The 24,654-nt window shown below is 51.1% G+C and carries 22 protein-coding genes and 3 tRNA genes; 9 read left to right on the top strand and 16 right to left on the bottom strand.

Annotated features, from left to right (window positions below; all coding sequences use genetic code 11):
- Nucleotides 1-103 precede the first annotated feature (103 nt).
- The 5 genes from SK39_RS16215 to SK39_RS16195 form a co-directional block, all read right to left on the bottom strand.
- The gene (locus tag SK39_RS16215) at nt 104-1,102 is read right to left on the bottom strand and encodes a LacI family DNA-binding transcriptional regulator (protein ID WP_003034060.1); all 999 of its coding nucleotides are present in this window, start codon (nt 1,100-1,102) and stop codon (nt 104-106) included.
- A gap of 66 nt (nt 1,103-1,168) precedes the next feature.
- A complete protein-coding gene (locus tag SK39_RS16210) occupies nt 1,169-2,749 on the bottom strand; it encodes an FGGY-family carbohydrate kinase (RefSeq protein WP_032938369.1) in 1,581 nt (526 codons plus the stop codon).
- Nucleotides 2,750-2,802: 53 nt separating this feature from the next.
- On the bottom strand, nt 2,803-3,753 hold the full coding sequence (locus SK39_RS16205; protein WP_003034057.1) for an ABC transporter substrate-binding protein: 951 nt from the start codon (nt 3,751-3,753) through the stop codon (nt 2,803-2,805).
- A 73-nt stretch (nt 3,754-3,826) separates the two neighbouring features.
- Nucleotides 3,827-4,810 (bottom strand): ABC transporter permease, encoded by a 984-nt coding sequence (locus SK39_RS16200; RefSeq protein ID WP_003034055.1) that lies wholly within the window; start codon nt 4,808-4,810, stop codon nt 3,827-3,829.
- 3 nt (nt 4,811-4,813) lie between these two features.
- Complete coding sequence (locus SK39_RS16195; RefSeq protein WP_048217198.1) at nt 4,814-6,313, bottom strand: sugar ABC transporter ATP-binding protein; 1,500 nt, start codon at nt 6,311-6,313, stop codon at nt 4,814-4,816.
- 464 nt (nt 6,314-6,777) lie between these two features.
- On the opposite strand from SK39_RS16195, the gene fucI reads away from it, so the two are divergent.
- The 4 genes from fucI to fucR all read left to right on the top strand — a co-directional run bounded on the left by fucI (nt 6,778) and on the right by fucR (nt 11,304).
- A complete protein-coding gene (gene fucI, locus SK39_RS16190; protein WP_048217197.1) occupies nt 6,778-8,553 on the top strand; it encodes an L-fucose isomerase in 1,776 nt (591 codons plus the stop codon).
- Between the two features lie 122 nt (nt 8,554-8,675).
- Complete coding sequence (gene fucK / locus SK39_RS16185; RefSeq protein ID WP_032938373.1) at nt 8,676-10,094, top strand: L-fuculokinase; 1,419 nt, start codon at nt 8,676-8,678, stop codon at nt 10,092-10,094.
- A 1-nt stretch (nt 10,095) separates the two neighbouring features.
- The gene (gene fucU / locus SK39_RS16180; RefSeq protein ID WP_003840383.1) at nt 10,096-10,518 is read left to right on the top strand and encodes an L-fucose mutarotase; all 423 of its coding nucleotides are present in this window, start codon (nt 10,096-10,098) and stop codon (nt 10,516-10,518) included.
- Between the two features lie 57 nt (nt 10,519-10,575).
- Nucleotides 10,576-11,304 carry an L-fucose operon activator gene (fucR, locus tag SK39_RS16175; RefSeq protein ID WP_003034043.1) on the top strand — a complete coding sequence of 243 codons (729 nt, stop codon included), beginning with the start codon at nt 10,576-10,578 and terminating at the stop codon, nt 11,302-11,304.
- 35 nt (nt 11,305-11,339) lie between these two features.
- Here fucR and rlmM read toward each other — a convergent pair whose 3' ends face one another.
- The 4 genes from rlmM to SK39_RS16155 form a co-directional block, all read right to left on the bottom strand.
- The gene (rlmM, locus tag SK39_RS16170) at nt 11,340-12,440 is read right to left on the bottom strand and encodes a 23S rRNA (cytidine(2498)-2'-O)-methyltransferase RlmM (protein ID WP_003034040.1); all 1,101 of its coding nucleotides are present in this window, start codon (nt 12,438-12,440) and stop codon (nt 11,340-11,342) included.
- On the bottom strand, nt 12,433-12,828 hold the full coding sequence (locus SK39_RS16165; RefSeq protein ID WP_003034037.1) for a DUF423 domain-containing protein: 396 nt from the start codon (nt 12,826-12,828) through the stop codon (nt 12,433-12,435). The genes rlmM and SK39_RS16165 overlap by 8 nt, the downstream gene beginning before the upstream one ends.
- Before the next feature lie 18 nt (nt 12,829-12,846).
- Nucleotides 12,847-13,764: a glycine cleavage system transcriptional regulator GcvA gene (gene gcvA, locus SK39_RS16160; protein WP_003034035.1), complete on the bottom strand. Its 918-nt coding sequence runs from the start codon at nt 13,762-13,764 to the stop codon at nt 12,847-12,849.
- Between the two features lie 363 nt (nt 13,765-14,127).
- On the bottom strand, nt 14,128-14,355 hold the full coding sequence (locus SK39_RS16155) for a YgdI/YgdR family lipoprotein (protein ID WP_003034032.1): 228 nt from the start codon (nt 14,353-14,355) through the stop codon (nt 14,128-14,130).
- 192 nt (nt 14,356-14,547) lie between these two features.
- Between SK39_RS16155 and csdA the strand changes: the two genes are divergently transcribed.
- Together csdA and csdE are read left to right on the top strand one after the other, a co-directional pair.
- A complete protein-coding gene (gene csdA / locus SK39_RS16150) occupies nt 14,548-15,753 on the top strand; it encodes a cysteine desulfurase CsdA (RefSeq protein ID WP_048217196.1) in 1,206 nt (401 codons plus the stop codon).
- Entirely contained in the window at nt 15,753-16,199 is a 447-nt protein-coding gene (gene csdE, locus SK39_RS16145; protein ID WP_003840390.1) for a cysteine desulfurase sulfur acceptor subunit CsdE, read from the top strand. The genes csdA and csdE overlap by 1 nt, the downstream gene beginning before the upstream one ends.
- Nucleotides 16,200-16,276: 77 nt before the next feature.
- On the opposite strand, the gene tcdA is transcribed toward csdE, so the two are convergent.
- Nucleotides 16,277-17,083, bottom strand: a complete 807-nt coding sequence (gene tcdA, locus SK39_RS16140) for a tRNA cyclic N6-threonylcarbamoyladenosine(37) synthase TcdA (protein ID WP_003840392.1) — start codon at nt 17,081-17,083, stop codon at nt 16,277-16,279.
- A gap of 109 nt (nt 17,084-17,192) precedes the next feature.
- A complete protein-coding gene (gene mltA / locus SK39_RS16135) occupies nt 17,193-18,290 on the bottom strand; it encodes a murein transglycosylase A (RefSeq protein WP_003840394.1) in 1,098 nt (365 codons plus the stop codon).
- A gap of 205 nt (nt 18,291-18,495) precedes the next feature.
- On the opposite strand from mltA, the gene SK39_RS16130 reads away from it, so the two are divergent.
- From SK39_RS16130 to SK39_RS16120, 3 genes are all read left to right on the top strand, one after another.
- Nucleotides 18,496-18,572, top strand: a tRNA-Met gene (locus SK39_RS16130).
- Nucleotides 18,573-18,620: 48 nt separating this feature from the next.
- Nucleotides 18,621-18,697, top strand: a tRNA-Met gene (locus tag SK39_RS16125).
- A 152-nt stretch (nt 18,698-18,849) separates the two neighbouring features.
- Nucleotides 18,850-18,926, top strand: a tRNA-Met gene (locus tag SK39_RS16120).
- Between the two features lie 141 nt (nt 18,927-19,067).
- Here SK39_RS16120 and SK39_RS16115 read toward each other — a convergent pair.
- Genes SK39_RS16115 through SK39_RS16095 form a run of 5 tightly spaced genes read right to left on the bottom strand, consistent with a single transcriptional unit; the run spans nt 19,068 to nt 24,654 of the window.
- Nucleotides 19,068-20,111 (bottom strand): fimbrial protein, encoded by a 1,044-nt coding sequence (locus SK39_RS16115; RefSeq protein ID WP_048217195.1) that lies wholly within the window; start codon nt 20,109-20,111, stop codon nt 19,068-19,070.
- A 12-nt stretch (nt 20,112-20,123) separates the two neighbouring features.
- Nucleotides 20,124-20,708: a fimbrial protein gene (locus SK39_RS16110; protein ID WP_003840921.1), complete on the bottom strand. Its 585-nt coding sequence runs from the start codon at nt 20,706-20,708 to the stop codon at nt 20,124-20,126.
- 15 nt (nt 20,709-20,723) lie between these two features.
- Nucleotides 20,724-21,317: a fimbrial protein gene (locus tag SK39_RS16105; protein WP_003840923.1), complete on the bottom strand. Its 594-nt coding sequence runs from the start codon at nt 21,315-21,317 to the stop codon at nt 20,724-20,726.
- Nucleotides 21,314-23,923 carry an outer membrane usher protein gene (locus SK39_RS16100; RefSeq protein ID WP_231593827.1) on the bottom strand — a complete coding sequence of 870 codons (2,610 nt, stop codon included), beginning with the start codon at nt 23,921-23,923 and terminating at the stop codon, nt 21,314-21,316. Before SK39_RS16100 ends, SK39_RS16105 begins: the two co-directional genes overlap by 4 nt.
- A 44-nt stretch (nt 23,924-23,967) precedes the next feature.
- The gene (locus tag SK39_RS16095) at nt 23,968-24,654 is read right to left on the bottom strand and encodes a fimbrial chaperone (protein ID WP_003840927.1); all 687 of its coding nucleotides are present in this window, start codon (nt 24,652-24,654) and stop codon (nt 23,968-23,970) included.

Raw genomic sequence — 24,654 nt, 5'->3', positions numbered from 1 at the left:
CGAAAAATGCAGCCGCAGAATAAGACGGGTCAGGTTTTAGGTACAGGCAGCCACTGAACGTATTTATTCAGATTCAGTTGGCCGATTTATTTATAGCGACATATTAAGGTTGTCTTACGCGCTTAATAAGTTTCATCTCAACTTTTACAGTTTCTTTAATTGGGTGATCATCAATAGCACTCATCATCATATCGAATGCTTTTTCCGCCCAAACATTTTCATCCTGTTGCATTGACCAGACATTATTGGCGAGGAATCCCAGCATTGGGTGTTCATCGAATGTCCCAATATTAATTTCCGGTGGAATTGTGCCTAAACGATTACGAATAGCGTTAATGGCCCCCTCCAGTACCGGTAATGATGAGGCGATAAACGCCTGCGGACAGCCCTGTTCGCCGATCAACTCATCCATCAGTCGATAACCACCTTCAGGTGTGTTGTCCGGACCTTCGCGCACCCAATCTCTATGTGAAATGCCATTATTGTTCAATGCATTAAGATAACCTTGCAAACGATCACCAATGCTGGGTAATCCAGTATCCCCCACTAAAAACCAGATTGGCGACTTTCCAGCGTCAAACAGACTCTGCGTCAATTTCTCGCCGCCCAAGATGTTATGACTTTCTACCAGTGCGTTATCGGTATACTTAAAATCACGGTCAAGTAACACCATCGGTTTTCTGACCTGACGTAAATGGTGTTGCTGATTCTCTAACGTTGAGGGAACAATAAAAAGGCCATCGACATTACGGGCGATTAACGCTTTGGTCAGTTTATTTTCGTAATCAACATCGTCATAGGTACAGCTAATCGTTAACTGATAACCTGAACGACGACAGCGTTGCTCAAGTTTTTCTGCGAGTGTGGCAAAAAAGACGTTGGAAATATTGGGTACAATCAATCCCAAAGTATCCGTTTTATTTAATTTCAGGCTACGTGCTGAATGGTTAATGACGTAACCATAGCGCTCGACATATTCATTAATACGCGTTTGGGTTTTGACACTGATTCGATATTGCTCTGCTTTCCCGTTCAGCACCAGTCGTACGGTCGTAACCGATAAATTCAGATCGCTGGCTATCTGTTCTACTGTTTTAGCCATCTATATGCCCCAGTCCACATCCAAAAACGTCAATCTACAATCATAAAAGTATTTTAAACTTTTGTCTTACTGCATAAGTTGGTTAATCGCCTGCTGCTGATCCCACAGCATCAGATAAGCCTGGTATTTGCGATCATAGAAGTTCCGCCGCGCCGGGTTCGCCTTAATCACCTCGCCCGATCGAACCATCGCCCGGCATGCGGACGGTATAGTTGCCCACGCGCCGCATGCTACCGCGCCAGTGATAGCCGCACCTAACGTCACCGCATCCTCTTCCTGCATAAGATGAATATCGCATCCGGTAGCATCGGCATATTCTCTCATCCACAGTGGGTTATGCGTTGCGCCGCCGCACAGCGTCAGTCGGGAAATGGTGTGACCGTTTTCACGCATCACTTCCATAATATGCCGCGTACCGCAGGCGATCGCCTGTAATGTCGCCAGGTACAGGCGAGCTACCTGCATCTCACCTCGTTCCAGCGTCAAACCACAGATGCTGCCTCGAGCATCGGGCCGTGCGCGCGGCGAACGATTACCGTGGTGATCGGCAAGCACATGCAGATAACGACCAGGCTCAGACTCCTGCTCCTCAAGTGCGGCAACCCATTCATTAACTAAAACAATGGGATGGCAGCCCCGGGCCTCAGCTTTGTGAAACAGCTCAGCACTGGCTCCTGATTCCTGAAGCGTCCAGTCGACTAACGCCCCAGCAGCACTCTGCCCCCCTTCCGTCAGCCAGTAGCCTGGCAGCATGGCTGACCAATAAGGCCCCCAAACACCTGGCGTATGAATTTCCTGCTCGCTGCACAGCATATGGCAATTTGACGTTCCGCTAATCAGCGCCAACGTCCCCTCAGGCTCAACCCCGGCAAGCGCAACTCCGCCGGCATGGGCATCAATCATACCGCTGGCGACGACCACTGCAGTCGTCAGCCCCAGCGCCTGGGCCGAATCGCTGCTAAGCGTTCCAACGCCAGCGCCTGGCGGAAGAATACGCGACGGGATTTTGCCCAACAAATCCGTTAATTCAACGGCGTCGAGCAGGGAGTGGCTAAAGTGTTGTTCATGTGCCAGATAGTTCCATTTACAGGTCAACGTGCACAAACCGGCAACATCAGTGGCGGTAGCTTTAGAGACCAGAAAGTCCGCAAGATCATAGAAACGATGTGCACTCTGCCACGTTGCGGGAAAATGATTTTTCAGCCACAGCACCTTGGGAAGTTCCATCTCTACGCTGACTTCACCGCCAACGTAGCGTAGAGCCGGATCTTGCGTGGCATTAATGCGTTTGGCCTCATCTACCGCGCGATGATCCATCCACATGATGATGTTATGGTCTGGCGATTCACCAGGCGAAACCGCCAGTCCCTGCCCGTGTTCATCGAGGGCAACTAAGGAGCAGGTGGCATCAAATCCCAGTGAACGAATCTCCTCGACGGGAACCCCCGCTGACGACACCGCTCCTCTCACCGCATGGCAAACCTGCTGCCAGATTTCTGCAGATGACTGCTCAACCCGCTCAGGACCGGGTCGAAACTGCGAGATGGGGCGTGTCGCAAAAGCCAGCCGTGTGCCACTGGCATCAAAGACACCAGCCCTGACGCTGGCGGAACCGACATCCACACCGAGGAAATATCCACTGCCCATAGTAACTCCCTGACGCTGGCTAATGATGGGGCGAGCACCTCGCCCCAACGGTCTTATTTTTTACCGAATGGGTGTAACAATTTGTCAATTTCTGGGGTATCAATGTTCTTCGCACTGACAAATTTCACCGGAATATCAATCTCTTTCGGTACAGACTGACCCGATACCGCTGCATTCAGCGTCTTGATACCCTGGTAGCCAATCTGATAAGCGTCCTGTACCACAAATCCCTGAATCACTCCGGACTTCAGGAAGGCAATGATTGCCTCGGTGCTATCAAAACCAATCACCTTCACTTTGCCTTTCAGATTTTGGCTATCAATAGCGTTTGCTACGCCAAGCGTTGAGCCTTCATTTGTGCCATAAATTCCTGCAATATCCGGGTTGGCCTGGATCATATCGATGGTTTTATCCATTGCTTTTTGCGGATCGCCATCGCTGTACTGGACCGGTAGCACCTGAATATCCGGATATTTCTCCTTCATACGGGCAATAAACCCTTCCGAACGTTCAATCGCAGAAGAGGTCCCTGCTACGTGCGCAATAATGCCCACTTTCCCTTTACTGCCCACTTCCGCTGCCAGCGCGTCTGCGGCTTCTGCACCGGCTTTACGGTTATTCGTGGCGACAAAGCTCACCGGAATATCGGAATTCACGCCGGAGTCAAACGTCACAACTTTAATACCGCGTGAATTTGCGGTCTCAACTAATGGCGCAAGCGCATTGGCATCTAACGCGGCCAGTAATAGCCCATTAGGTTTCTGCGCCATCGCGTTTTCAACTAGCTGAATCTGCTCGGCAATCTGAGTTTCATCCGCCGGGCCAACATAGCTGGTTTTATCGCCCAACTCTTTTGCTGCTGCTTCCGTCCCCATTTTTACGGTTTGCCAGAATTCATGCTGGAAACCTTTACTGACCACCGGAAGGTTCATATCTTTAGCCAATACGCTGGATGTCATACAGGCCAGCAGGGATAACGCATAGACAAAATTCCTGGTTCTCATTGTTTTACTCCGTTCTGAGTGAGTCACCCTAAACGTCAGGGTTATGATGCCCCGTGACTTCCGGGAGCGTAAATCAACGAATTTTTTTGCGTAATGTATCGAGATAAACCGCGGCAATGACAACCACACCCATGGCTACCATTTGCCAGAACTGGGAGACGCCCATCAGGTTCAGACCATTCTTCAACACGCTCATAATGAATGCGCCGATGATCGTGCCGCCGATGGTGCCAATTCCGCCCATCAGGCTCGTACCACCAATAACAACCGCCGCGATAGCTTCCAGCTCATACCCCACGCCGACCGTTGGTTGTCCTGAGTTCAAACGAGAAGCCAGAATCACCCCGGCAATCCCAGTCAGCAGACCACAAAAGGCGTAGACGAAAATTTTGACGCGCTGAACTTTAATACCGGAAAGATGTGCGGCTACCTCATTGCTACCCACGGCGTAAACATAGCGACCAATCACCGTTTTCTTCAGGATGTAGGCGGCAATTAACGCCACCACCACCAGGTAAAAAACGGGATAAGGCAGCACATCAAACAAACGTCCCTGGGCCAGCATTTTGAAGGTGGGGTAATCAGCGAAATAAATCGCACGACCATCGGTCATCACCATATTGATGCCTCTGACTGACATCATCAGGCCCAGCGTGGCGATAAAAGGCGGGATAGTCATTTTGGTGACCAGCAGGCCGTTGATATAGCCGCATAATCCCCCGGCCAGCACCCCCGCCAGAATACATACGGGCAGAGGCAATCCCAGCGTGGCGCTGATGCCTACCGCAACACCAGAAAAGGCCACTACCGAGCCAAGAGAAAGATCGATTCCTGAAGTGATAATGACAAAGGTAACGCCAATCGCCATGATGCCAATCACTGACGTTTGCAAGGCAATTGTCATGATGTTTTCAGTGTTAAAGAAAAATGGCGAACCAAAACTAAAAAATATTACTAAAATAATCAGACTCAAAAGCGGCGCAAGGCGCATTAAAAGTTCTTTGTTAATTTTTATTTTCTTATTATTGCTGTCTGAAGAGGTTACAGAGATAGTCATAAATTAGTCCTCTAACGTCGCGTATTGCATGATTTTTTCTTGTGTGGCGTCATCAGAAGCTAACTCCCCGGTAATACGTCCATTACGCATAACCAAAATGCGATCGCACATACCCAGCACTTCCGGTAATTCAGAGGAAATCATGATAATTGACTTCCCTTTTGCCACCAGTCGATTCATTAATTCATAAATTTCAAGTTTGGCCCCCACATCAATACCGCGAGTGGGTTCGTCAAAGATGAGAATATCGGTATCTTTACATATCCATCTGGCAATAATAATTTTCTGCTGATTACCGCCACTTAAATTCAGTGCAGCCTGCTCTAAATGTGGTGTTTTAATCCGTAAAGCTTTAACCTGTTCCTCGCTGGTTTTCTGACAACGTTTGCTGTCCACATTGCCATAGCGGTCAGAATATTCAGGATAATTGCCCAACATAATATTACGCTCAACGGACAGTCCTAATGCCAGCCCCTCTTTTTTTCTGTCCTCGGTTAAATAGCTGATACCCTGTTGGATAGCATCAGGAATATCTTTAATTACCGTCACTTTTCCGTTTAGCTTGAGGGTACCGCCATCAATGGGATCCGCGCCAAAAATCGCCCGCGCCAGCTCGGTACGCCCTGCGCCCATCAGACCGGCAAAGCCCAATATTTCGCCCTGATACAGGGTGAAATCAATGTTGTTCAGTACACCATTGCGAGTCAGACCGCTGACTTCCAACACCGGCTTACGTTGAGCCAAAGGTCCACGGCGAGGATAGATATTGCCGAGGTCCCGCCCAACCATCATGGCAATCAGGTCGCTAATTTTAACCGCATCATAATCTACAGTGGCAATAAACTGACCATCACGCATCACCGTAGCGCGATCGGCTATCAGCGCCAGTTCTTCCAGTCTGTGCGAGATATAAACAATGCCCGTTCCCTGTTCTTTCAGCAAACGGGTCACCTGAAATAAGCTGTCGATTTCCGTTTCCGTCAGTGCCGCCGTCGGTTCATCCATAATAAGGATCTTAGCATTCACCGATATCGCTTTAGCAATCTCAACCATTTGTTGTTGCGCGACGGTCAGATCGGCCACCAGCGTTTCTGGGGAGATATTCAGGTTTAATTTTTGCAAAATATCGATAGCAGCCTGTCGCTGTTGTTTTTCATCCAGACGCCAGCGGTTATTTTTGCAAAACTCCCTGCCAATAAAAATATTTTCTTCTACCGTGAGTTCAGGGAAAAGATTAAATTCCTGGTGAATAATCGTGATACCTGCGCTTTGTGCGCTCAACGGGTTCGCAAAAGAAACAGATTGCCCTTCAAAAATAATATCTCCTTCATCAGGCTGATAAACACCGGATAAAATCTTCATCAACGTAGACTTTCCTGCGCCATTCTCACCCAGCAGCGCATGAACCTCGCCTTTGCGTAAAGCAAAATCCACATTACTCAACGCTAATACGCCGGGAAAACGTTTCGTAATATGACTCATCTGTAAAAATGTTTCAGACATTGCTGCTTTCCTCAATATACAGAAACTGCAATCAGTGAATCAGGCGAAAAAACGTTGCCAGGAAGCCATCGTCACCGTTAATGCGAATACTACCTATACGTTCATATGCGTTTTATCAATCATGCTAACTCGAGTTAGCGAAGTGCCTTTTAAAGCTATTTTAGCTACTCAAATTAGCCAAATCATTTGGTTTAAATCTGTGACGCTGAACAAACATTTTATTGCAAATACTTAATTTAAAAGGATTTATACAAAAATATGCGTTCTGGTTTATTTGACGCAGATCGAATTTTAACCACTTCTCGTGAAGCCTCTCACAGTTCCACAACAAAAAAGTTGTGCAAAAAACTCTCTAATACCTAAGCTAACTCGAGTTAGCAAAAATGAGTTATTCAGCCAACTGCGACGGTGGTGTTCAACATCCGCTTTTGCAGCACGGCATAAAGTGAGATGAGGAACCTCGAATGAAAAAAAATAGCTTACCGAAAATTGGCATTCGTCCGGTGATTGATGGGCGCCGTATGGGTGTTCGTGAATCGCTCGAAGAGCAAACCATGAATATGGCTAAAGCCACCGCTGCGCTGATCGCTGAGAAACTTCGTCACGCCTGCGGCGCGCAAATTGAATGTGTCATTGCCGACACCTGTATCGCCGGGATGGCGGAATCTGCCGCCTGCGAAGAAAAATTCAGCAGCCTGAATGTGGGCATGACCATCACAGTGACCCCATGCTGGTGCTACGGTAGCGAAACCATCGACATGGATCCAATGCGGCCGAAAGCTATCTGGGGTTTCAACGGTACAGAACGTCCGGGGGCCGTTTATCTGGCCGCCGCGCTGGCTGCGCATAATCAAAAAGGACTTCCTGCCTTCTCTATTTACGGCCATGACGTACAGGACGCCGGCGACACCACGATCCCTGCCGATGTGGAAGAAAAATTGCTGCGCTTTGCCCGCGCGGGCTTAGCCGTCGCCGGTATGAAAGGCAAAACCTACCTGTCCGTAGGCGGCGTTTCAATGGGCATTGCCGGCTCTATTGTCGATCATAACTTCTTTGAATCCTGGCTGGGAATGAAAGTTCAACCCGTTGATATGACCGAACTGCGTCGTCGCATCGACCAAAAAATCTATGACGAAGCTGAGCTGGAAATGGCGCTGGCATGGGCGGACAAAAACTTCCGCTACGGCGAGGATCAGAACGCGCAGCAATATAAGCGCAATGCAGAACAGAGCCGTGCGGTGCTGAAAGAGAGTCTGCTAATGGCCATGTGCATTCGCGACATGATGCAGGGTAACCAGAAGCTGGCCGACAAAGGTCGGGTTGAAGAGTCGCTGGGATACAACGCGATTGCCGCAGGCTTCCAGGGCCAGCGTCACTGGACCGATCAATATCCGAATGGTGATACCGCCGAAGCGCTGCTCAACAGCTCCTTTGACTGGAATGGCATACGCGAACCGTTCGTTGTCGCCACCGAAAACGACAGCCTGAACGGCGTGGCGATGCTGTTCGGCCATCAACTCACCGGCACGGCGCAGGTCTTTGCCGATGTGCGCACCTACTGGTCGCCAGAAGCGGTAGAGCGCGTCACGGGTAAACCGCTGACCGGCCTTGCTGAGCACGGCATTATTCACCTGATTAACTCCGGCTCGGCAGCACTGGACGGCTCCTGCAAACAGCGCGACGACGCAGGGAAACCGACCATGAAACCGCACTGGGAAATCTCGCAAAAAGAGGTCGATGATTGCCTGGCGGCAACCGAATGGTGTCCGGCTATTCACGAATACTTCCGCGGCGGCGGCTACTCCTCTCGCTTCCTGACCGAGGGCGGCGTGCCGTTCACCATGACTCGCATCAACATCATCAAGGGCCTGGGGCCGGTACTGCAAATCGCAGAAGGCTGGAGCGTGGAATTACCGGAAGATATGCATGACCAGCTCGATGCGCGCACCAACTCTACCTGGCCGACCACCTGGTTTGCCCCGCGCTTAACCGGTAAAGGCCCGTTCAGCGATGTCTATTCGGTTATGGCTAACTGGGGCGCAAACCACGGAGTGCTGACGATTGGTCACGTGGGCGCAGACTTTATCACTCTGGCCGCCATGCTGCGTATCCCGGTTTGCATGCACAACGTGGAAGACGAGAAAATTTACCGTCCTTCAGCCTGGGCAGCCCACGGAATGGATACGGAAGGCCAGGATTATCGTGCCTGCCAGAACTACGGTCCGCTGTATAAGCGTTAAACATCGAGCAATTGCCTGATGGTGGCGCTTACGCGTCTTATCAGGCCTACGAAGCGCACGGTTTTGTAGGCTGGATAAGGCGAAGCCGCCATCCGGCAATAGGTAATCTCCCAGGAGCAATTATGAAACAAGAGGTTATCCTGGTCCTCGACTGTGGCGCGACCAACGTGCGGGCCATAGCCGTTGACCGTCAGGGAAAAATTATCGCCCGCGCCTCTACGCCCAACGCCAGTGATATTGCCGCGGAGAACGGTATCTGGCATCAGTGGTCGCTGGAAGCCATTTTGCAACGCTTCGCCGACTGCTGTCAGCGGCTCTCCACGCAACTGGCCAATTGCCGTATCTGCGGGATCGCCGTCACCACCTTCGGCGTAGACGGTGCGCTGGTCGATCAACACGGCAGGCAGTTATATCCGGTAATCAGTTGGAAGTGCCTACGCACCGCAGCAGTAATGGAAAATATCCATCGCTACATGTCACCGCAGCAGTTGCAGGAAATCTCCGGCGTCGGCGCGTTTAGCTTTAACACGCTGTATAAACTGGTGTGGCTGAAAGAAAACCATCCACAATTACTGGAACAGGCGCACGCCTGGCTGTTTATCTCATCGCTTATCAACCACCGTTTAACCGGCGAGTTCACCACAGATATCACCATGGCGGGCACCAGCCAGATGCTGAACATCCAGCAGCGCGATTTCAGTGATGACATTTTGCAGGCGACCGGCATACCGCGCCGACTGTTTCCACGGCTGGTGGAAGCGGGCGAACAGATTGGGGTACTGCAAAACGAGGCCGCCAGCCTGCTCGGGCTACCAGTGGGTATTCCTGTGATATCTGCCGGGCACGACACGCAGTTTGCGCTCTTTGGCGCAGGAGCTCAGCCAGACGAACCGGTGCTCTCTTCCGGTACATGGGAAATTCTGATGGTACGCAGCGCACAGGTGGACACCTCTCTGCTCAGCCATTATGCGGGTTCCACCTGTGAATTAGACAGTCAGGTCGGTCTGTATAATCCCGGCATGCAGTGGCTGGCTTCCGGCGTGCTTGAATGGGTGCGTAAGCTGTTTTGGACTGCCGAATCGCCCTGGCAGACGCTGATTGACGAAGCCCGGTCCATTCCTGCTGGCGCAGAAGGCGTCAAGATGCACTGCGACCTGCTGACCTCTCAGAATGCGGGCTGGCAAGGGGTTACGCTCAATACCACCCGCGGGCATTTTTATCGCGCCGCACTGGAAGGACTGACAGAACAGTTGCAGCGGAATTTACACACGCTGGAAAAAATCGGTCATTTCCAGGCCACTGAATTGTTATTGGTTGGCGGGGGAAGCCGTAACGCATTGTGGAACCAGATTAAAGCTAACGTTCTCGGGATCCCTGTCAAAGTGCTGGATGACGCCGAAACCACCGTCGCAGGTGCCGCGATGTTTGCCTGGTCAGGCATTAAGGAATTTACCTCACCGGAACAGGCCCGTGCACAGGTGCGCTACCAGTACCGTTACTTCTATCCGCAAACCGAATCCGAACAGACAGGAGTCGAGTAACATGCTCAAAACAATATCCCCCTTAATTTCCCCCGACCTGCTGAAGGTGCTGGCTGAAATGGGTCACGGCGATGAGATTATCTTTTCCGATGCTCATTTTCCGGCTCATAGCATGGGACCGCAGGTGATTCGCGCCGACGGTCTGCTGGTCAGTGACCTGCTGCAGGCGATTATTCCGCTTTTTGAACTGGACAGCTACGCCCCACCGCTGGTGATGATGGCCGCAGTAGAAGGCGACGCTCTCGATCCTGACGTCGAGGCTCGCTATCGACAGGCGCTTTCATTGCAGGCCCCCTGTCCAGACATCACGCGTATTGACCGTTATGCCTTTTACGAACGAGCGCAAAAGGCGTTTGCGATCGTTATCACAGGAGAGCGGGCAAAGTACGGGAATATTCTTTTAAAAAAAGGGGTAACGCCGTAATCTCTGGTCAGAATGCCCGTCTGGTACGGGCATTTATCATCAGATGAGGATCTGAACATGAAAGCGGCGCGCCAGCAGGCAATCGTAGATCTGCTTACCCACCACAAAAGCCTGACAACTGAAGCCCTGTCTTTGCAGCTAAACGTTAGCAAAGAGACCATCCGCCGCGATCTCAGTGAATTACAAACCCAGGGCAAGGTGCTACGCAATCATGGGCGGGCCAAGGCTATTCATCGGGAAAATCAGGACAGTGGCGACCCGTTCCATATACGACTAAAAAGCCACTATGCCCACAAAGCAAATATTGCCCGCGAAGCGCTGGCATGGATCGAAGAAGGTATGGTGATAGCTTTAGACGCCAGCTCAACCTGCTGGTACCTGGCGCGACAGCTACCGGACATCAACATTCACGTTTTTACCAACAGCCAGCCCATCTGCCAGGAATTGGCTAAACGTGAACACATTCAGCTTATCAGCTCCGGCGGTCGCCTTGAGCGCAAATACGGTTGCTACGTTAATCCCTCGCTTATCTCGCAGCTTAAATCCCTCGATATTGACCTGTTTATTTTTTCCTGCGAAGGGATCAATAGCGACGGTGCGCTCTGGGACTCAAATGCAACCAACGCAGACTTCAAATCCATTCTGCTTAAGCGCGCATCGCAATCTTTATTGTTGATCGATAAAAGTAAATTTAATCGTTCGGGAGAGGCCAGAATTGGGCATCTGGATGATGTGACGCATATTGTTTCAGATACACAGCTGATTGAATCAATCCAGGCCGAATAGGGCGATTTCGCCGCCATCCGACCAGGATTGTAGCCTTATCGCTCGTCGCGACGACCGCCGACGGCCGCCCACAGACGACGTACGTGAACGGTTACTTCTTCACGGTCATGATACAGCTGACGCGCCTGAATTTGGGCATTTACGCCATGTTCATCAAGCTGGGCCTGAATGTAAGCCAGGTTCTGTGATACCTCTTCGTAGCGTTTTTTCATTGGCAGCTTGAGGTTGAATATTGTCTCACGACACCAGCCGTTGACCAGCCATTGTGCCATCAGCGCGGCGACCTTCGCCGGCTTCTCCACCATATCGCAGACCATCCACGAAATATTGTTGCGATTCGGACGGTATTTAAATCCGTCTTCACGCAGCCAGGTGACCTGTCCGGTATCCATCAGGCTTTGTGCCATTGGACCGTTATCCACGGAGTAAACCCACATGTTGCGTTTAACCAGCTGATAGGTCCATCCGCCCGGGCAGGCCCCTAAATCCACCGCATACATTCCGTTCGCCAGACGCTCATCCCATTCATCGGCAGGGATAAACACGTGCAGCGCTTCTTCCAGTTTCAGCGTTGAGCGGCTCGGCGCATCGGCCGGGAATTTCAGTCGCGGAATACCCATGTAGAACGGTGAGTTATTGTCAGGCCAGGAATAACCGGTATAACAACAGCCAGGGGCGATAAAGAAAACATGAACCACCGGACGTTTCGGCGTTTCATATTTTGCCAGTACGCCCGCTTCACGCAGCGCCGCGCGCAGCGGTACGGTAAATTTACGGCAGAACTTAACCAGCTCTTTGCTTTCATTGGTGTCGGCGACTTCGACACGCAGATCGCCACCCTTTTCCACCACGCCCTGCAGCATGCCAACGATCGGCGTAATGCGGTCTTCCGGCGGTAAATATTGCAGCAGTTCGCCCACCACAAACATTTGACGGGCAAAAATCAGTGAGCTAAACGGCAGCTCTTTCACTAGCTTTTCGGCATCATCCTGCTGATAGCATTCGAAGATGACGTAACCCGCATTGTCTTTCACGCGGGCAAAACCGAAGATTTCCCGGCGCCCTGCTTTATCCGTAATTTCTGCGGCGCACTCTTTTTCAAAACCCGGGCGACACAACAACACAACCTTATTCATGGCTAACGCCCTTACGTTTCAATCTAATAGCACCCACTAACATCAGCGCCCAGCCCACAAGGAAGCTGAAACCGCCGACGGGGGTAACAAACGCCCACAGGCGTAAATGAGAGAGTGCAAGGCAATACAGGCTGCCGCTAAACAGCACCGTTCCTAATGCCAGAAACACGCTACTCCAGTAAAACCAAATGCTAATGCGTCGCTGCATGGCGACGGCCAGGCCAAAGATAGCCAACGTATGGAACGCTTGATACTCAAGGCCAGTCTGGATCCACCCCATCTCAACGACACCGAGGGTTTTACTCAGAACATGTGCCCCAAAGGCACCCAACGCCACAAAGATAAAGCCACTTACGGCGGCAAAAATCAGCATAAAACGGCTGGTCATGTGAATACCCTACGTAAATTATTGTTCATAACGAAAGCGGAATTTTTCTTGTTCCGTGGCCGCTTTAGCCAAAATCCACTGACGGAAGGCGGCTATTTTACCCAGTTCTGCCTGACTGTCATGACAAACCAGATAAAATGCGTTTTTGCTGACCAGAACATCGTTAAACGGACAGACCAGACGTCCGGCTTCTATTTCGGACTGCGCCATGACGTTATTCGCCAGCGCAATCCCCTGTCCGTGGATAGCAGCCTGTAGCACCATGGCGCTATGGCTGAAGATAGGTCCCTGCTGTACGTTGATATGATTCAGGCCAAGCTGGCGCGTATAGGCTTGCCAGTCACGGCGCGACGCATCGTGCAATAATGTATGTTTAGCCAGATCGTCGGGCGTCTTCAACGGTTTATCACCGGTGAGTAATAGCGGCGAGCAGACCGGCAATAAATATTCTGCGTACAATTTTTCAACGCGCAGACCCGGCCAGTTGCCGCGTCCGTAGAAAATCGCCACATCTACATCGTCCGCCAGTTTGTCTTCCTGACGGTCCACCGCCTGGATCCTGACATCGATTCCCGGATAAGCTGAGTTAAAGCTAGAGAGTCTGGGCACCAGCCATTGGATCGCAAAACTGGGCAATAAACTGACGGTAAGTGCACCTTTTGCACTACGTGCCTGAAGTTTACGCGTCGCGTCGGTTAATTGCGAAAAAATCTCTTTGATGTCGAGGAAGTAGCTTTGACCTTCTTCCGTTAACAGCAAAGATCGATTGCGTCGACGAAACAGCTTCAGCCCCAGGAAATCCTCAAGAGACTTGATTTGATGACTTACTGCGGCCTGCGTCACAAAAAGCTCTTCTGCTGCGCGAGTAAAGCTCAAATGACGCGCTGCAGCATCAAAAACACGCAACGCATTTAAGGGTGGTAATCGTTTTGACATGACTTTTAGGCTTTGATGTTAAATGAATTTAACAATTAGCTAACAGGCTGTAACCTATTAGTTTTTTTTATCTGAGCCATTATAAATTGTCCGTTGAGGTTCTACCAGCAAATACCTATAGTGGCGGCACTTCCTGAAGCCGGAACGAAAAGTTTTATCGGAATGCGTGTTCTGGTGGGCTTTTGGCTTACGGTTGTGATGTTGTGTTGTTGTGTTTGCAATTGGTCTGCGATTCAGACCATGGTAGCAAAGCTACCCTTTTTCACTTCCTGTACATTTACCCTGTCTGTCCATAGTGATTAATGTAGCACCGCCAAATTGCGGTGCTTTTTTTTGTCCGACTCTTTGTCGATGGATGACCGGTTAGTTATCCAGTTCTACCATCTCTTTCACGTCAGTGCGGTTAATCTGCTGTTTGTTGCCGTTAGCGTCTTTATACGAAATCATCCCCGTTTCACTATCGGTCTGTGGCTTACCGTCAGCTACGATTGATCGACCATCGTTGGTGTGCATCACGTAATTCGAACCGGAACAGGCGCTCAGGGCAAAAGTCAGCATACAGGCAGAAATTATGGCGGCAGTCTTTTTCATCTTCTTCTCCTTAAAGCGATTTATGCTATTAAAAACACACTCCGTAACAGGCAAAATTGTTCACCTAACGCTATTTAGCATAAGACACTGAGCGGGCTTTGCCAGGATATCCAGAGTATTCCGATGGTTAGCGCAACCCTTGTATCAATGCCCTTTTTGCGCCACGATCGGTTTACTGAACTGAGGAATACCATGAACGCTTTTAACCCCGCGCAGTTTCGCGCACAATTTCCCGCACTCAACGATGCTGGCGTCTATCTCGACAGCGCTGCTACGGCGCTGAAGCCACAGGCGGTGATTGAGGCTACCCACCAGTTTTATAGCCTGAGCGCCGGAAACGTCCATCGCAGCCAGTTTGCTGAAGCCCAGCGCCTGACCGCACGCTATGAAGCCGCGCGGGAAAAAGTCGCAAGCCTGATTAATGCGCCGGATGACAAAACCATCGTCTGGACCCGCGGCACAACGGAAGCGATCAACATGGTTGCTCAAAGCTATGCGCGTCCACGCCTTCAGCCGGGTGATGAGATTATCGTTAGCGCAGCGGAACATCACGCCAACCTCGTGCCCTGGCTGATGGTCGCGGAGCAAACGGGGGCTAAGGTCGTCAAACTCCCACTCACCCCCGATTTATTGCCAGACGTTGAGCGCCTTACGCAACTCATTACCCCGCGCAGCCGCATTCTGGCACTCGGGCAAATGTCGAACGTCACCGGTGGCTGCCCGGATCTGGCCCGCGCCATCACGCTCGCCCATGCGGCTGGCATGGTGGTGATGGTTGATGGTGCCCAGGGGATTGTCCATTTTCCTGCCGACGTACAACAGTTAGATATTGATTTCTATGCGTTCTCGGGCCACAAGCTGTATGGTCCAACCGGCATTGGCGTGCTGTACGGTAAGCCTGGATTACTGGAAGCTATGTCACCGTGGCTCGGCGGCGGAAAGATGATTAGCGAAGTCAGCTTCGACGGTTTCACCACCCAGGCAGCCCCATGGAAGCTGGAGGCCGGTACGCCTAACGTTGCTGGCGTTATCGGGCTAAGCGCAGCGCTCGAATGGCTGGCGGACGTCGACGTTGCACAGGCCGAAAACTGGAGCCGGGGTCTGGCGACGCTGGCAGAAGATGCGCTGGCGAAACGCCCCGGCTTTCGGTCCTTCCGCTGCCAGGATTCCAGTCTGTTAGCCTTTGATTTCTCGGGTGTTCATCACAGCGATATGGTTACGCTATTGGCCGAATATGGCATTGCGCTGCGCGCGGGGCAACACTGCGCGCAACCGTTACTGGCAGAACTGGGCGTATCCGGGACACTACGCGCCTCATTTGCCCCTTATAATACACAAAGCGATGTGGATGCGTTGGTCGCAGCCGTCGACCGCGCGCTGGAAATATTGGTGGATTAATGACAAGCCCTCTGTTCGCCGGACACCCGTTTGGCACAACCGTAACCGAAGAGACGTTACGCAATACCTTTATCCCGCTCACTCAGTGGGAAGATAAATATCGTCAGCTGATACTGCTGGGTAAGCAGTTGCCGGCACTTCCGGATGCGCTAAAAGCACAGGCCAAAGAAATCGCGGGCTGTGAAAACCGCGTCTGGCTGGGGCATACTCTTCATGAGAATGGCACTCTGCATTTCTTTGGTGACAGCGAAGGTCGAATAGTACGCGGGCTGTTGGCGGTATTACTCACCGCGGTCGAAGGTAAAACGGCCGCCGAGTTACTGGCGCATTCACCAATGGAATTATTTGACGAGCTGGGTTTACGCGCGCAGCTCAGCGCCTCGCGTAGCCAGGGGCTACATGCTCTTAACGAGGCAATTATCGAGGCTGCCCAGAAAGCCGGATGACGGCGCTGATGTATCTTATCCGGCCTACAACACCGCACAAACCGTAGGTCGGATAAGCATAGCGCCATCCGACACAATCAGGGCTGGCGCGCCGCTTTGGCCATCATCTTCTTCAGCGCATGGGAGACGGCAACAAAACCAAAGGTGGCGGTCACCATCGTGGCCGCGCCAAACCCGGATGCGCAATCCATACGTTTCGGCCCTTCCGCCGTCGCTTTCATCGCACATACCGAGCCATCTGCCTGCGGGTACACCAGCGCTTCGGTCGAGAACACACAGTCCACGCCCAGCTTGCCTTTGCTGTTTTTCACCACGCCAAAATCGCTTTTCAGCCGCTCACGTAGCTTGGCCGCCAACGGATCCTGGATGGTTTTTGCCAAATCAACGACCTGAATCTGCGTAGGATCAATCTGTCCGCCCGCACCACCGGTGGTCACCAGCGGAATTTTGTTACGCCGACAGTACGCGATCAGTGCCGCTTTTGGACGCACGCTATCAATCGCATCAATGACATACGAAAATCCTGCACTCATATATTCAGCAACGTTATCCGGCGTGACAAAATCATCAACCACGTTCACCCGGCACTCCGGGTTAATCTGGCGGATACGTTCAGCCATCACTTCAGCTTTTGCCTGGCCGACGTTATCGCGTAAAGCATGGATCTGGCGGTTAGTATTGGTGACACACACATCATCCATATCGATGAGCGTGATGGCGCCAATGCCGGTTCGTGCCAGCGCTTCCGCCGCCCATGACCCCACTCCGCCAATCCCAACCACGCAAACGTGCGATTGGGCAAACAGTTGCAGCGCATTTTCGCCATACAGACGCGCCGTACCGCCAAAACGCTGACGCCAGGCATCACTTATAACCACAGACATAACACCTCAAATTCATTAATACTACGCAGTATGGCTGCCGGATGGCGCTTCGCTTATCCGGCCTACGCGCTAATTTGTAGGCCTGATAAGGCTAGCCGCCATCAGGCAACTAGCCGCTAAATACGTTACCCGCACCCGGCGCGGTTTTCAGCACCCACACGCGTCCGTAGTGATTATACCACCCGGCACGGTGTCCGGCGTCTGCGCCAATACCCTGATAGATGTCGAAGTGCTGTCCTTTTATCGCCCCGCCCACATCCAACGCCACCATCAGACGCAGTTCGTACTGGCCGGTAAACTTGCCGTTATTGTCCAGTAACGGGACTTCCGCCAGTAACGTTGTGCCCGCAGGAATGATACTGCGGTCAGAAGCCACGGATGCGCGGCCAATCAACGGTACCGCGCTGGCCCCTTTCACCGGAGCAAAAGATTGTGGTTTAAAGAAGACAAACGATGGGTTCTGCTCCAGCAGCTCACGCACTTCGGCTTCGCTGTGCGTTTCACCCCAATGACGAATAGCCTGCATCGACATATCTTCTTTTTTCACTTCGCCACGGTCGATAAGCACTTTACCGATACTGCGATAGGCGTGGCCGTTTTTCCCGGCATAGCTAAAGAAGTTAAGCGGGCTGCCATCGCCAAAATCGATGTAACCACTGCCCTGAACATCCATAATGAAGTTATCCATCAGGGAGTTGCTGTACGCCAGAATATAATTGTCGCTCAGGGCGCCCGCATAAATCTCGGCACGGCTTGGTAAGCGCCCACGTTTTGGCGGCATGCGATAGATAGGGTACTGAAATTCGCCCTGACGCGTATGGCGCGCCTGGATAACCGGCGTGTAGTAACCCGTAAACTGGACGTTACCGTAGTTGTCCGCCCCTTCCATTTGCCATGCATCAATACCAAACTGGCGCATACTGCGCGTATCGCCACCCGCACGTAACCACTCCTGGATAGCGTTGTAAACGTTGCTCTGGTTACCGTACAAACGTGGCGATGCACTGCGAATTTGATTAACCTGCTCGGCGAAATCACCGGCATTGATTGGCGCGCCAATCGCATCAGGCTGGTTCACCAGTGAGAAAGGCTGGGTAAATTTCCCGTCTTTATACTGCTGCCCACGATCGGTGGGTTTTGAGGAACACGCGGCGAGCATCGCGACTACTGCTCCCGCCAGAAGATATTTTGCCCAACGTCCTTTCATTGTTCTCGTCTTATGTTGCCTGAATGCGAGACGAAGATAACAAACCCCCGAACCTAATGAAATGCGTATACCTACCCGAACGCAAATTTTGCGCAAAAAACAGTCCAGAATGCGTTGTTTTTGTTCGTTTTCACCCTAAAAACGTGATCAAGGTGAAAAAAGGGTTGCATGAAATCATTAGCAGAGTATAGTGCGCATCCACGGACGCGGGGTGGAGCAGCCTGGTAGCTCGTCGGGCTCATAACCCGAAGGTCGTCAGTTCAAATCTGGCCCCCGCAACCAATTAAAATCAGAAGCAGTAACGTTACTCGATGGAAGAGTAATGACGGACGCGGGGTGGAGCAGCCTGGTAGCTCGTCGGGCTCATAACCCGAAGGTCGTCGGTTCAAATCCGGCCCCCGCAACCAATTAAAATCTGATGTAATATTTTTGCAAAGTAGTTCAAATCACAGCAAGGTGGCGACGCAGTGAATCCTTAGGAGCTTACTCCAGTAAGTGACTGAGGTGAAAGAGGAAAGCCAACGCAGATGTGGTTTGAAATACGAAGCGAAAAGACGGACGCGGGGTGGAGCAGCCTGGTAGCTCGTCGGGCTCATAACCCGAAGGTCGTCGGTTCAAATCCGGCCCCCGCAACCAACATAGTTTGTTAAGGCTATTAAATAAGACCTTAAAAAATAAAACCGCAAAAGCGTTTCGCTTTATGCGGTTTTTTTGTGTCTGCCGTTCTGTCATCCGCCCGTATCGATCAAAGGCACAGGCAGTGGTCGTTCATTGGGGTTAATAGTAGCTGACGTTAATAGTAGCGGTAGCCTCGAATTTCCCATTCCTTAGCGGCGTACCGTCGGGCTCAAGATATAAGTAAATACGATCAGAGGCATCAAACTCTTTCGGCGCGGAAGTGTACGGGCCACTAATGTCTCCGTTCCCCGAAAGAGCATCAATGATAAGGGGATTGTCAAAAGTATAAAGCGCCACACCAAAACCGCTGGCGGCATCATCACCAGCCAGTTTGTTTAGCAACAAATGCTGGTCAGAACTCACCGGATTCCCATTACTCAGTATACGAGTCTCAATTTTAGTCGTCATATTGCAGTTATTGTTACTAACACGTATCTCTTGATACGGCCCATTTTTAACTCCCCCCGTTCCGCCATAGAGCAAAAAGTTAAACGAACCAAAATCGACTTTTGACCTGTCAATAGACAAGTTACAAGTGGTTGGCGTAATCGGAATGGCAGGGGAATTAAAACGAAACCCTTTCATAACATTACTAAAGCCCACTTTAAAATACGTAGTGTTCACTGCCACGATCTGGCTCTTTTTTACCTTATCACCATAGCTTCCCCCCGCATACCATAATTCGGCCTGAAACTCCCACCTTGCGCCATTAAGCTGGGCAGGCGTCGCGGTGAACATCCCCCCTTTTTTAAGATGCCCCGAAACGCTTCCACTGCCATCACCATAGGTCACGGTGTACCAGAATCCATAACCAAATCCATCGGCGATGCCGCCTATCAGCAAACCACCATCAGGCATCGTTTCAGGCAGTGAACCCGAAGAAAAACCATCCCCCGATACGGTGATGGCGGTTCCCGTGGACGGATTACAGGTGGAAATGACCGGTCCGCCAACCAGCACCGAACTTTGGAATAACTGCTGCAAATTTGTGCTTGTCAGCGTGACCGCCGTTACGGGCGACGATGCCATAGTTTGATCAATATATGTTCCCGTTGGCGTGGTAAATGCACAACTCGCCAATGCGCTGCGAACGCCACATAAGCCCAGCAATAACAGCATGATAAATCCATATTTTTTCAGCATGACATATCCTTTTTATTCATACGCTGCGGTCACGGAAACTTTCGCTGCATACAATCCGCTTGCGACGCCACTTTCACCGTTGCCCACTTTCTGAAAACGCGCCGCGAAATGGAAGACTTGTTCACTATTCGTAGCAATTTGATTAGTGAATATAATTTCATCCAGCAGGACATTTCTTGCGCTGGCGCCATCCGTATTAAAAATAACAATGCCAACGTTGGTACTGTTTTGTAAATAATCGCTGAATACGCCATCGATAATAGGTCCGGCACCTATATTACGAAGCGTTAAACGCATTGTTCTGGATATTGACGCCGTTTCGCTGCCACAGTTGGTGAGCGTAATATTAAACGGCGTATAGATATCTCCTCCACTGTAATCAGTAGGGGTTAAAGCGTTCAATACACCGCCGGCAGCAAACTGGCTTATATGTGTATCAGGAAGGGTTATCTCCTGTGCAACACTAACATTACATACGGGTAATACGGTTGTTGCCGTTACAGTAACATCCATCGTGGGTGCAGCAATAAACGTTTCTGCCGCCAGCGCTGGAGAAGACAGGATTAACGTGAACAGGTAAGGAAGATAATAGCGCATGATAACCCCAGGTATTTAGTTATAACGGACAATGATTTGAAACGATTCCTCGAAATAACCAGAGCTCATTGTAGCCCCCCCAAAGGCTGCCATAATATATATATCGTAAATCGTGAAATACCCCTCACCATTACTATTCAACGTCATATCCCTCTCGCTGTTGAATGTAATAAAATCTCCCTTGACTCGATCCTTAATTTTTAATCCCAACATTGTCCCCATCCCGAGGCATGTTTTATGGGGATCTGAACAGAGATCAGCACTATTTATGGAAAAAGTCACCTTTGCTTTATTAAGCATATTGTCACAACCAGTTAAAAATATACCTAAAGGACGGTTATAACGTTCATCATTCAAATCCAGATCACGCGCTATAATCTGACCAAAATCAATAACGAGAGACTTTCCTCCCAGATTACTCTCTCCCCCTAAAGAAACATTGCACGAAGGAGTTTGAAGAGTTGCGGTAAAGGTTACATCAACCGTCTTGGTACTCCCCATACATTTCAACGGATCACTTTTTGCCAGGCAATCAGCAAAAGCAGCAGCGCTAAAGCAAAATGAACACAGGCCTAATACTACATGGCGAAAAATTCGATGATGGATCATGGCGTCACCTTCACGCTGGTTGAGGACATCCGGCAGCGCAGACCGGAGATAAGCGGCGTTTTACCGATCATGCTGGCATTGCCATCTAACTGATAGCTCACCTGACAGCGGCTTTCTGCGCCGCTGCCCCAAATGACGGAGAGCGTACCGCTGTCATCCATGCCGCGCACAAAGGCAATCCCCGCCTGGCCTACGGTGCCGACCGAGCTGCCAGCACTATCCTGCACATCTGCCGCCAGCGGAATAAACCCGCCATCGTCGCGCATCAGTTCCAGCATAAACGCTTTACGGGCGTCGGTTTCGATATCCACACGCACCAGCGCCCCGCTGGTCGGCACCACGACACCGGTGGTATTACTAATCGCCACATCGTTTTCCATCGTGTCAATATTCAGACCGACGGTGTTTTCCCGGTAGGGACTCAGGCTGGTGACGACCATATTGCCAAAACCGTCTATCTGCCCATTGCCCATTGAGGCGGACGCGCCTTTCGCCCCGCTGGCGTGCACCAGCGCCATCGTCGAGTCTGGCGTTAAATAGCCGGAGGCCAGCGTCAGCCCGCCGCTGTGCAGCACCACGCCACCGGTTGTACTTAGCGAGTACTGTTGATCGCCGTTAAGCCCCTGCGTCGCCGATAATGAGGTGGTGCTGTACGCGCCGTTGCGCGTCACCCAACTGCCTATCGTGGTGAGGTCTTCGCTGTCTTTGTTGCGGCTGCTCGTGGTGTTCAGGGAGTAGTTATACATATTGTCCCGAGAACTCCCTGTCGCCATCGCGCTGACGCTGTCATTACCTTTAAAGTCGCTACTGCTGTTGACGCTCATACTGGAGAATGGACGATAGTCCACGCTGGAGCCTGACCCCAACGGAATAGAGAAACCCAGGTTGATGCTATCGTCTTCTTCGCCAAATTCGTCATAGCTGCGCTGGGCGGAAATGCTGTAACTCACGCTCCCCACAGAGTTGCTATAACCTACGGAATACTGCGAGGTATTGCCATCATCGCCCCAATAGCTACGCCAGGTCCCGTTCAGATAAAACGAGCCATAACTTTCACCATTGATAGTCACATCCTGATAGACGTTGGCCTGTATCTCATTGCGCGTGCGTGTATAGGCATGATATGCCTCCTGCGTCGTGGTGTTTTTATCGGAAGCATAATTATTCAGCGTATTTTTGAGCGATAGCGCATCGTTCATCGACATGTAGTTTTCAGAGGAAAAACGATAGCCGACCACGCTGAAGGTGGTCCCCGTCGCCGTGAAATTTTTACTGTAGTTAAGGCTGTAACTCTGCCCTTTTAAGGTGCCAACGTCATCGGCGGTGGTTTGTGAGTGCGTCACGTCGAATGAAAACGCCCCAATGCTGGTGTTCATTGCTACGCCGAGCATTCCGGCGGTGTATAAGTTGTCTGCCATTTGCACACCGCCGTAGGCGGTAAACATATTGCTCAGACCGTAAGAGGCGGTGGCGACTCCCGCCCACAGCGTTTCATCAACCGTGTCTTTATCCACCGTGCCGATACCGATATCCCAGTCCACTTCACCAGGACGCAGTAAATGGGCAATAGAGGCATAGGGCATAGAAAATACGCGCGTACTGCCATCAGACTCCTCAACGGTAACATCCAGATCGCTGCCGTTTTGTGCGGCATAGTAGTCGCTGATGGCGAACGGCCCCGGAGGGACGGTGATCTGCGTAACAATACGACCTTCCTGGCGTACCGTCACTTTGGCATTGCTGTTCGCGACGCCGCGAATCACCGGCACATAGCTGTTAGCCGACGGATCCATCTGTGCATCGTTGTAAAGGTGCACACCGTCCAGCGAAACGGAATCCATCATGTTGGCGTTGGTGCGTACGTCCCCCGCTTCCAGTTTTGCGCGCAGCGGCACAATGTCGCGTGCAATAAAAAGATCGTAGCTGCTGTACTCTCCGCCGTTATCGTTATCCCAGTTGTATGCGCCATTTGAGCGTAAACGCCATGCGCCAAGGTTCAAACCCAACATCAACCCGGAGTAAAAGGTGTCCTGCGTGGTATTGTCGCTTTTGGAATGCCAGGCGTTGGCGTTATAGGAGAGCAACGCCATCGGGATCCCGGAATCCCAACGCGAAGGAGGAATATAGCCGGCAGGATGACTGACCAGATAGACCTGCGGGATGGTTACATTCAGCTCCTGCGTCAATGGGTCGTAGCGGCTGGATGACTTCGGCAGGGTGGCAGCCAGATCATAACAGCCATCCTCATCCTCCTGATTTAGCGGCTCGGGATCCACACTGAGCTGTTCCAGCAGCGCATGGGTAAAACACGCCGACGCATAATCCGTATTGTTTTCGTGAAAAGTCAGCGGAGTTTTGAACATTTCCTTGCCATTAAGGAAAACTTTAACGTTGTATGTTCCGGCAAGAACAGGATTACCACGTGAAAAACGCTTCAGGTCAAGTTGGCTGCCCGCATCACCCCTTAAAAAGGCGTCACTAAACTCCACCATTTCGGTGCTGGCGCTTTCATCGGGCGTACCTTCATCTGCCTGTGCGGATGTCAGCGAAAAAAAGCCAGTCAGAAACGTCGATAAATAAATAGATCGTGATAATCGGCGCACCATCATTCCCTTTTAATTAATAATCCTGTTAGTCTGCGGGTACTTTTTTATTTAACCGTTTTGACGACTTCCGCATCCGCACCGTAATCATTCAACGCAACCCATGACACTTTATTAACGGAAGTCGTGGTTAATTGCGGTACGACAAAGCGTTCCTCACTAAAAGGACTCAGCATTTTCGGTTTGTAGTCATATTTTTTCGCCCCTGCCCACACCGCGCCGCCAATCAGTGAGAGATAATAAGGCGAGTCGTTTTTCAGGACGATCGCCACGTTACCCGCGTCATTGACCAGCGACCACTTAACATTATTTAAACCATCAATAAAGCTGCCCTTCAATGAGGCCGGACGATAAAAGAATTTAATCCGCGAACGTAAAGCCAGATTAAGTTTGCTTTTCCCTTCCGCATTCTTATCTTTAGGTGGAATTTCCAGCACGTTAAACCAAAAAATACTCTCTTTATCCTGCGCTAACGCCTTACCGGTCCAGGTAATACGCACGCTCTGGCCTTTTTGTGGATCAAGACGCGAGACGGGGGGAGTGACAATAAACGGTAGCTTCATTTTAGCCGGATCGCCGTTTTCATTACCGTCATCCAGCCAGGATTGGACCAATAAAGGCGACCTGCCCTCATTTACCATTTTTACCGTTACTTCTTTCGCCGATTCAGGGTAAATGACCCGCGTTCCCTGAATCACCACGCTGGCCAGTGATGAAGTTGTAGTGAGCGTCAT

Source organism: Citrobacter sp. BIDMC107, assembly GCF_001037575.1.
Taxonomy (GTDB): domain Bacteria; phylum Pseudomonadota; class Gammaproteobacteria; order Enterobacterales; family Enterobacteriaceae; genus Citrobacter; species Citrobacter freundii.
Note: the sequence above shows the minus strand (reverse complement) of the source record. Positions and strands in the feature narration are given on the sequence as shown.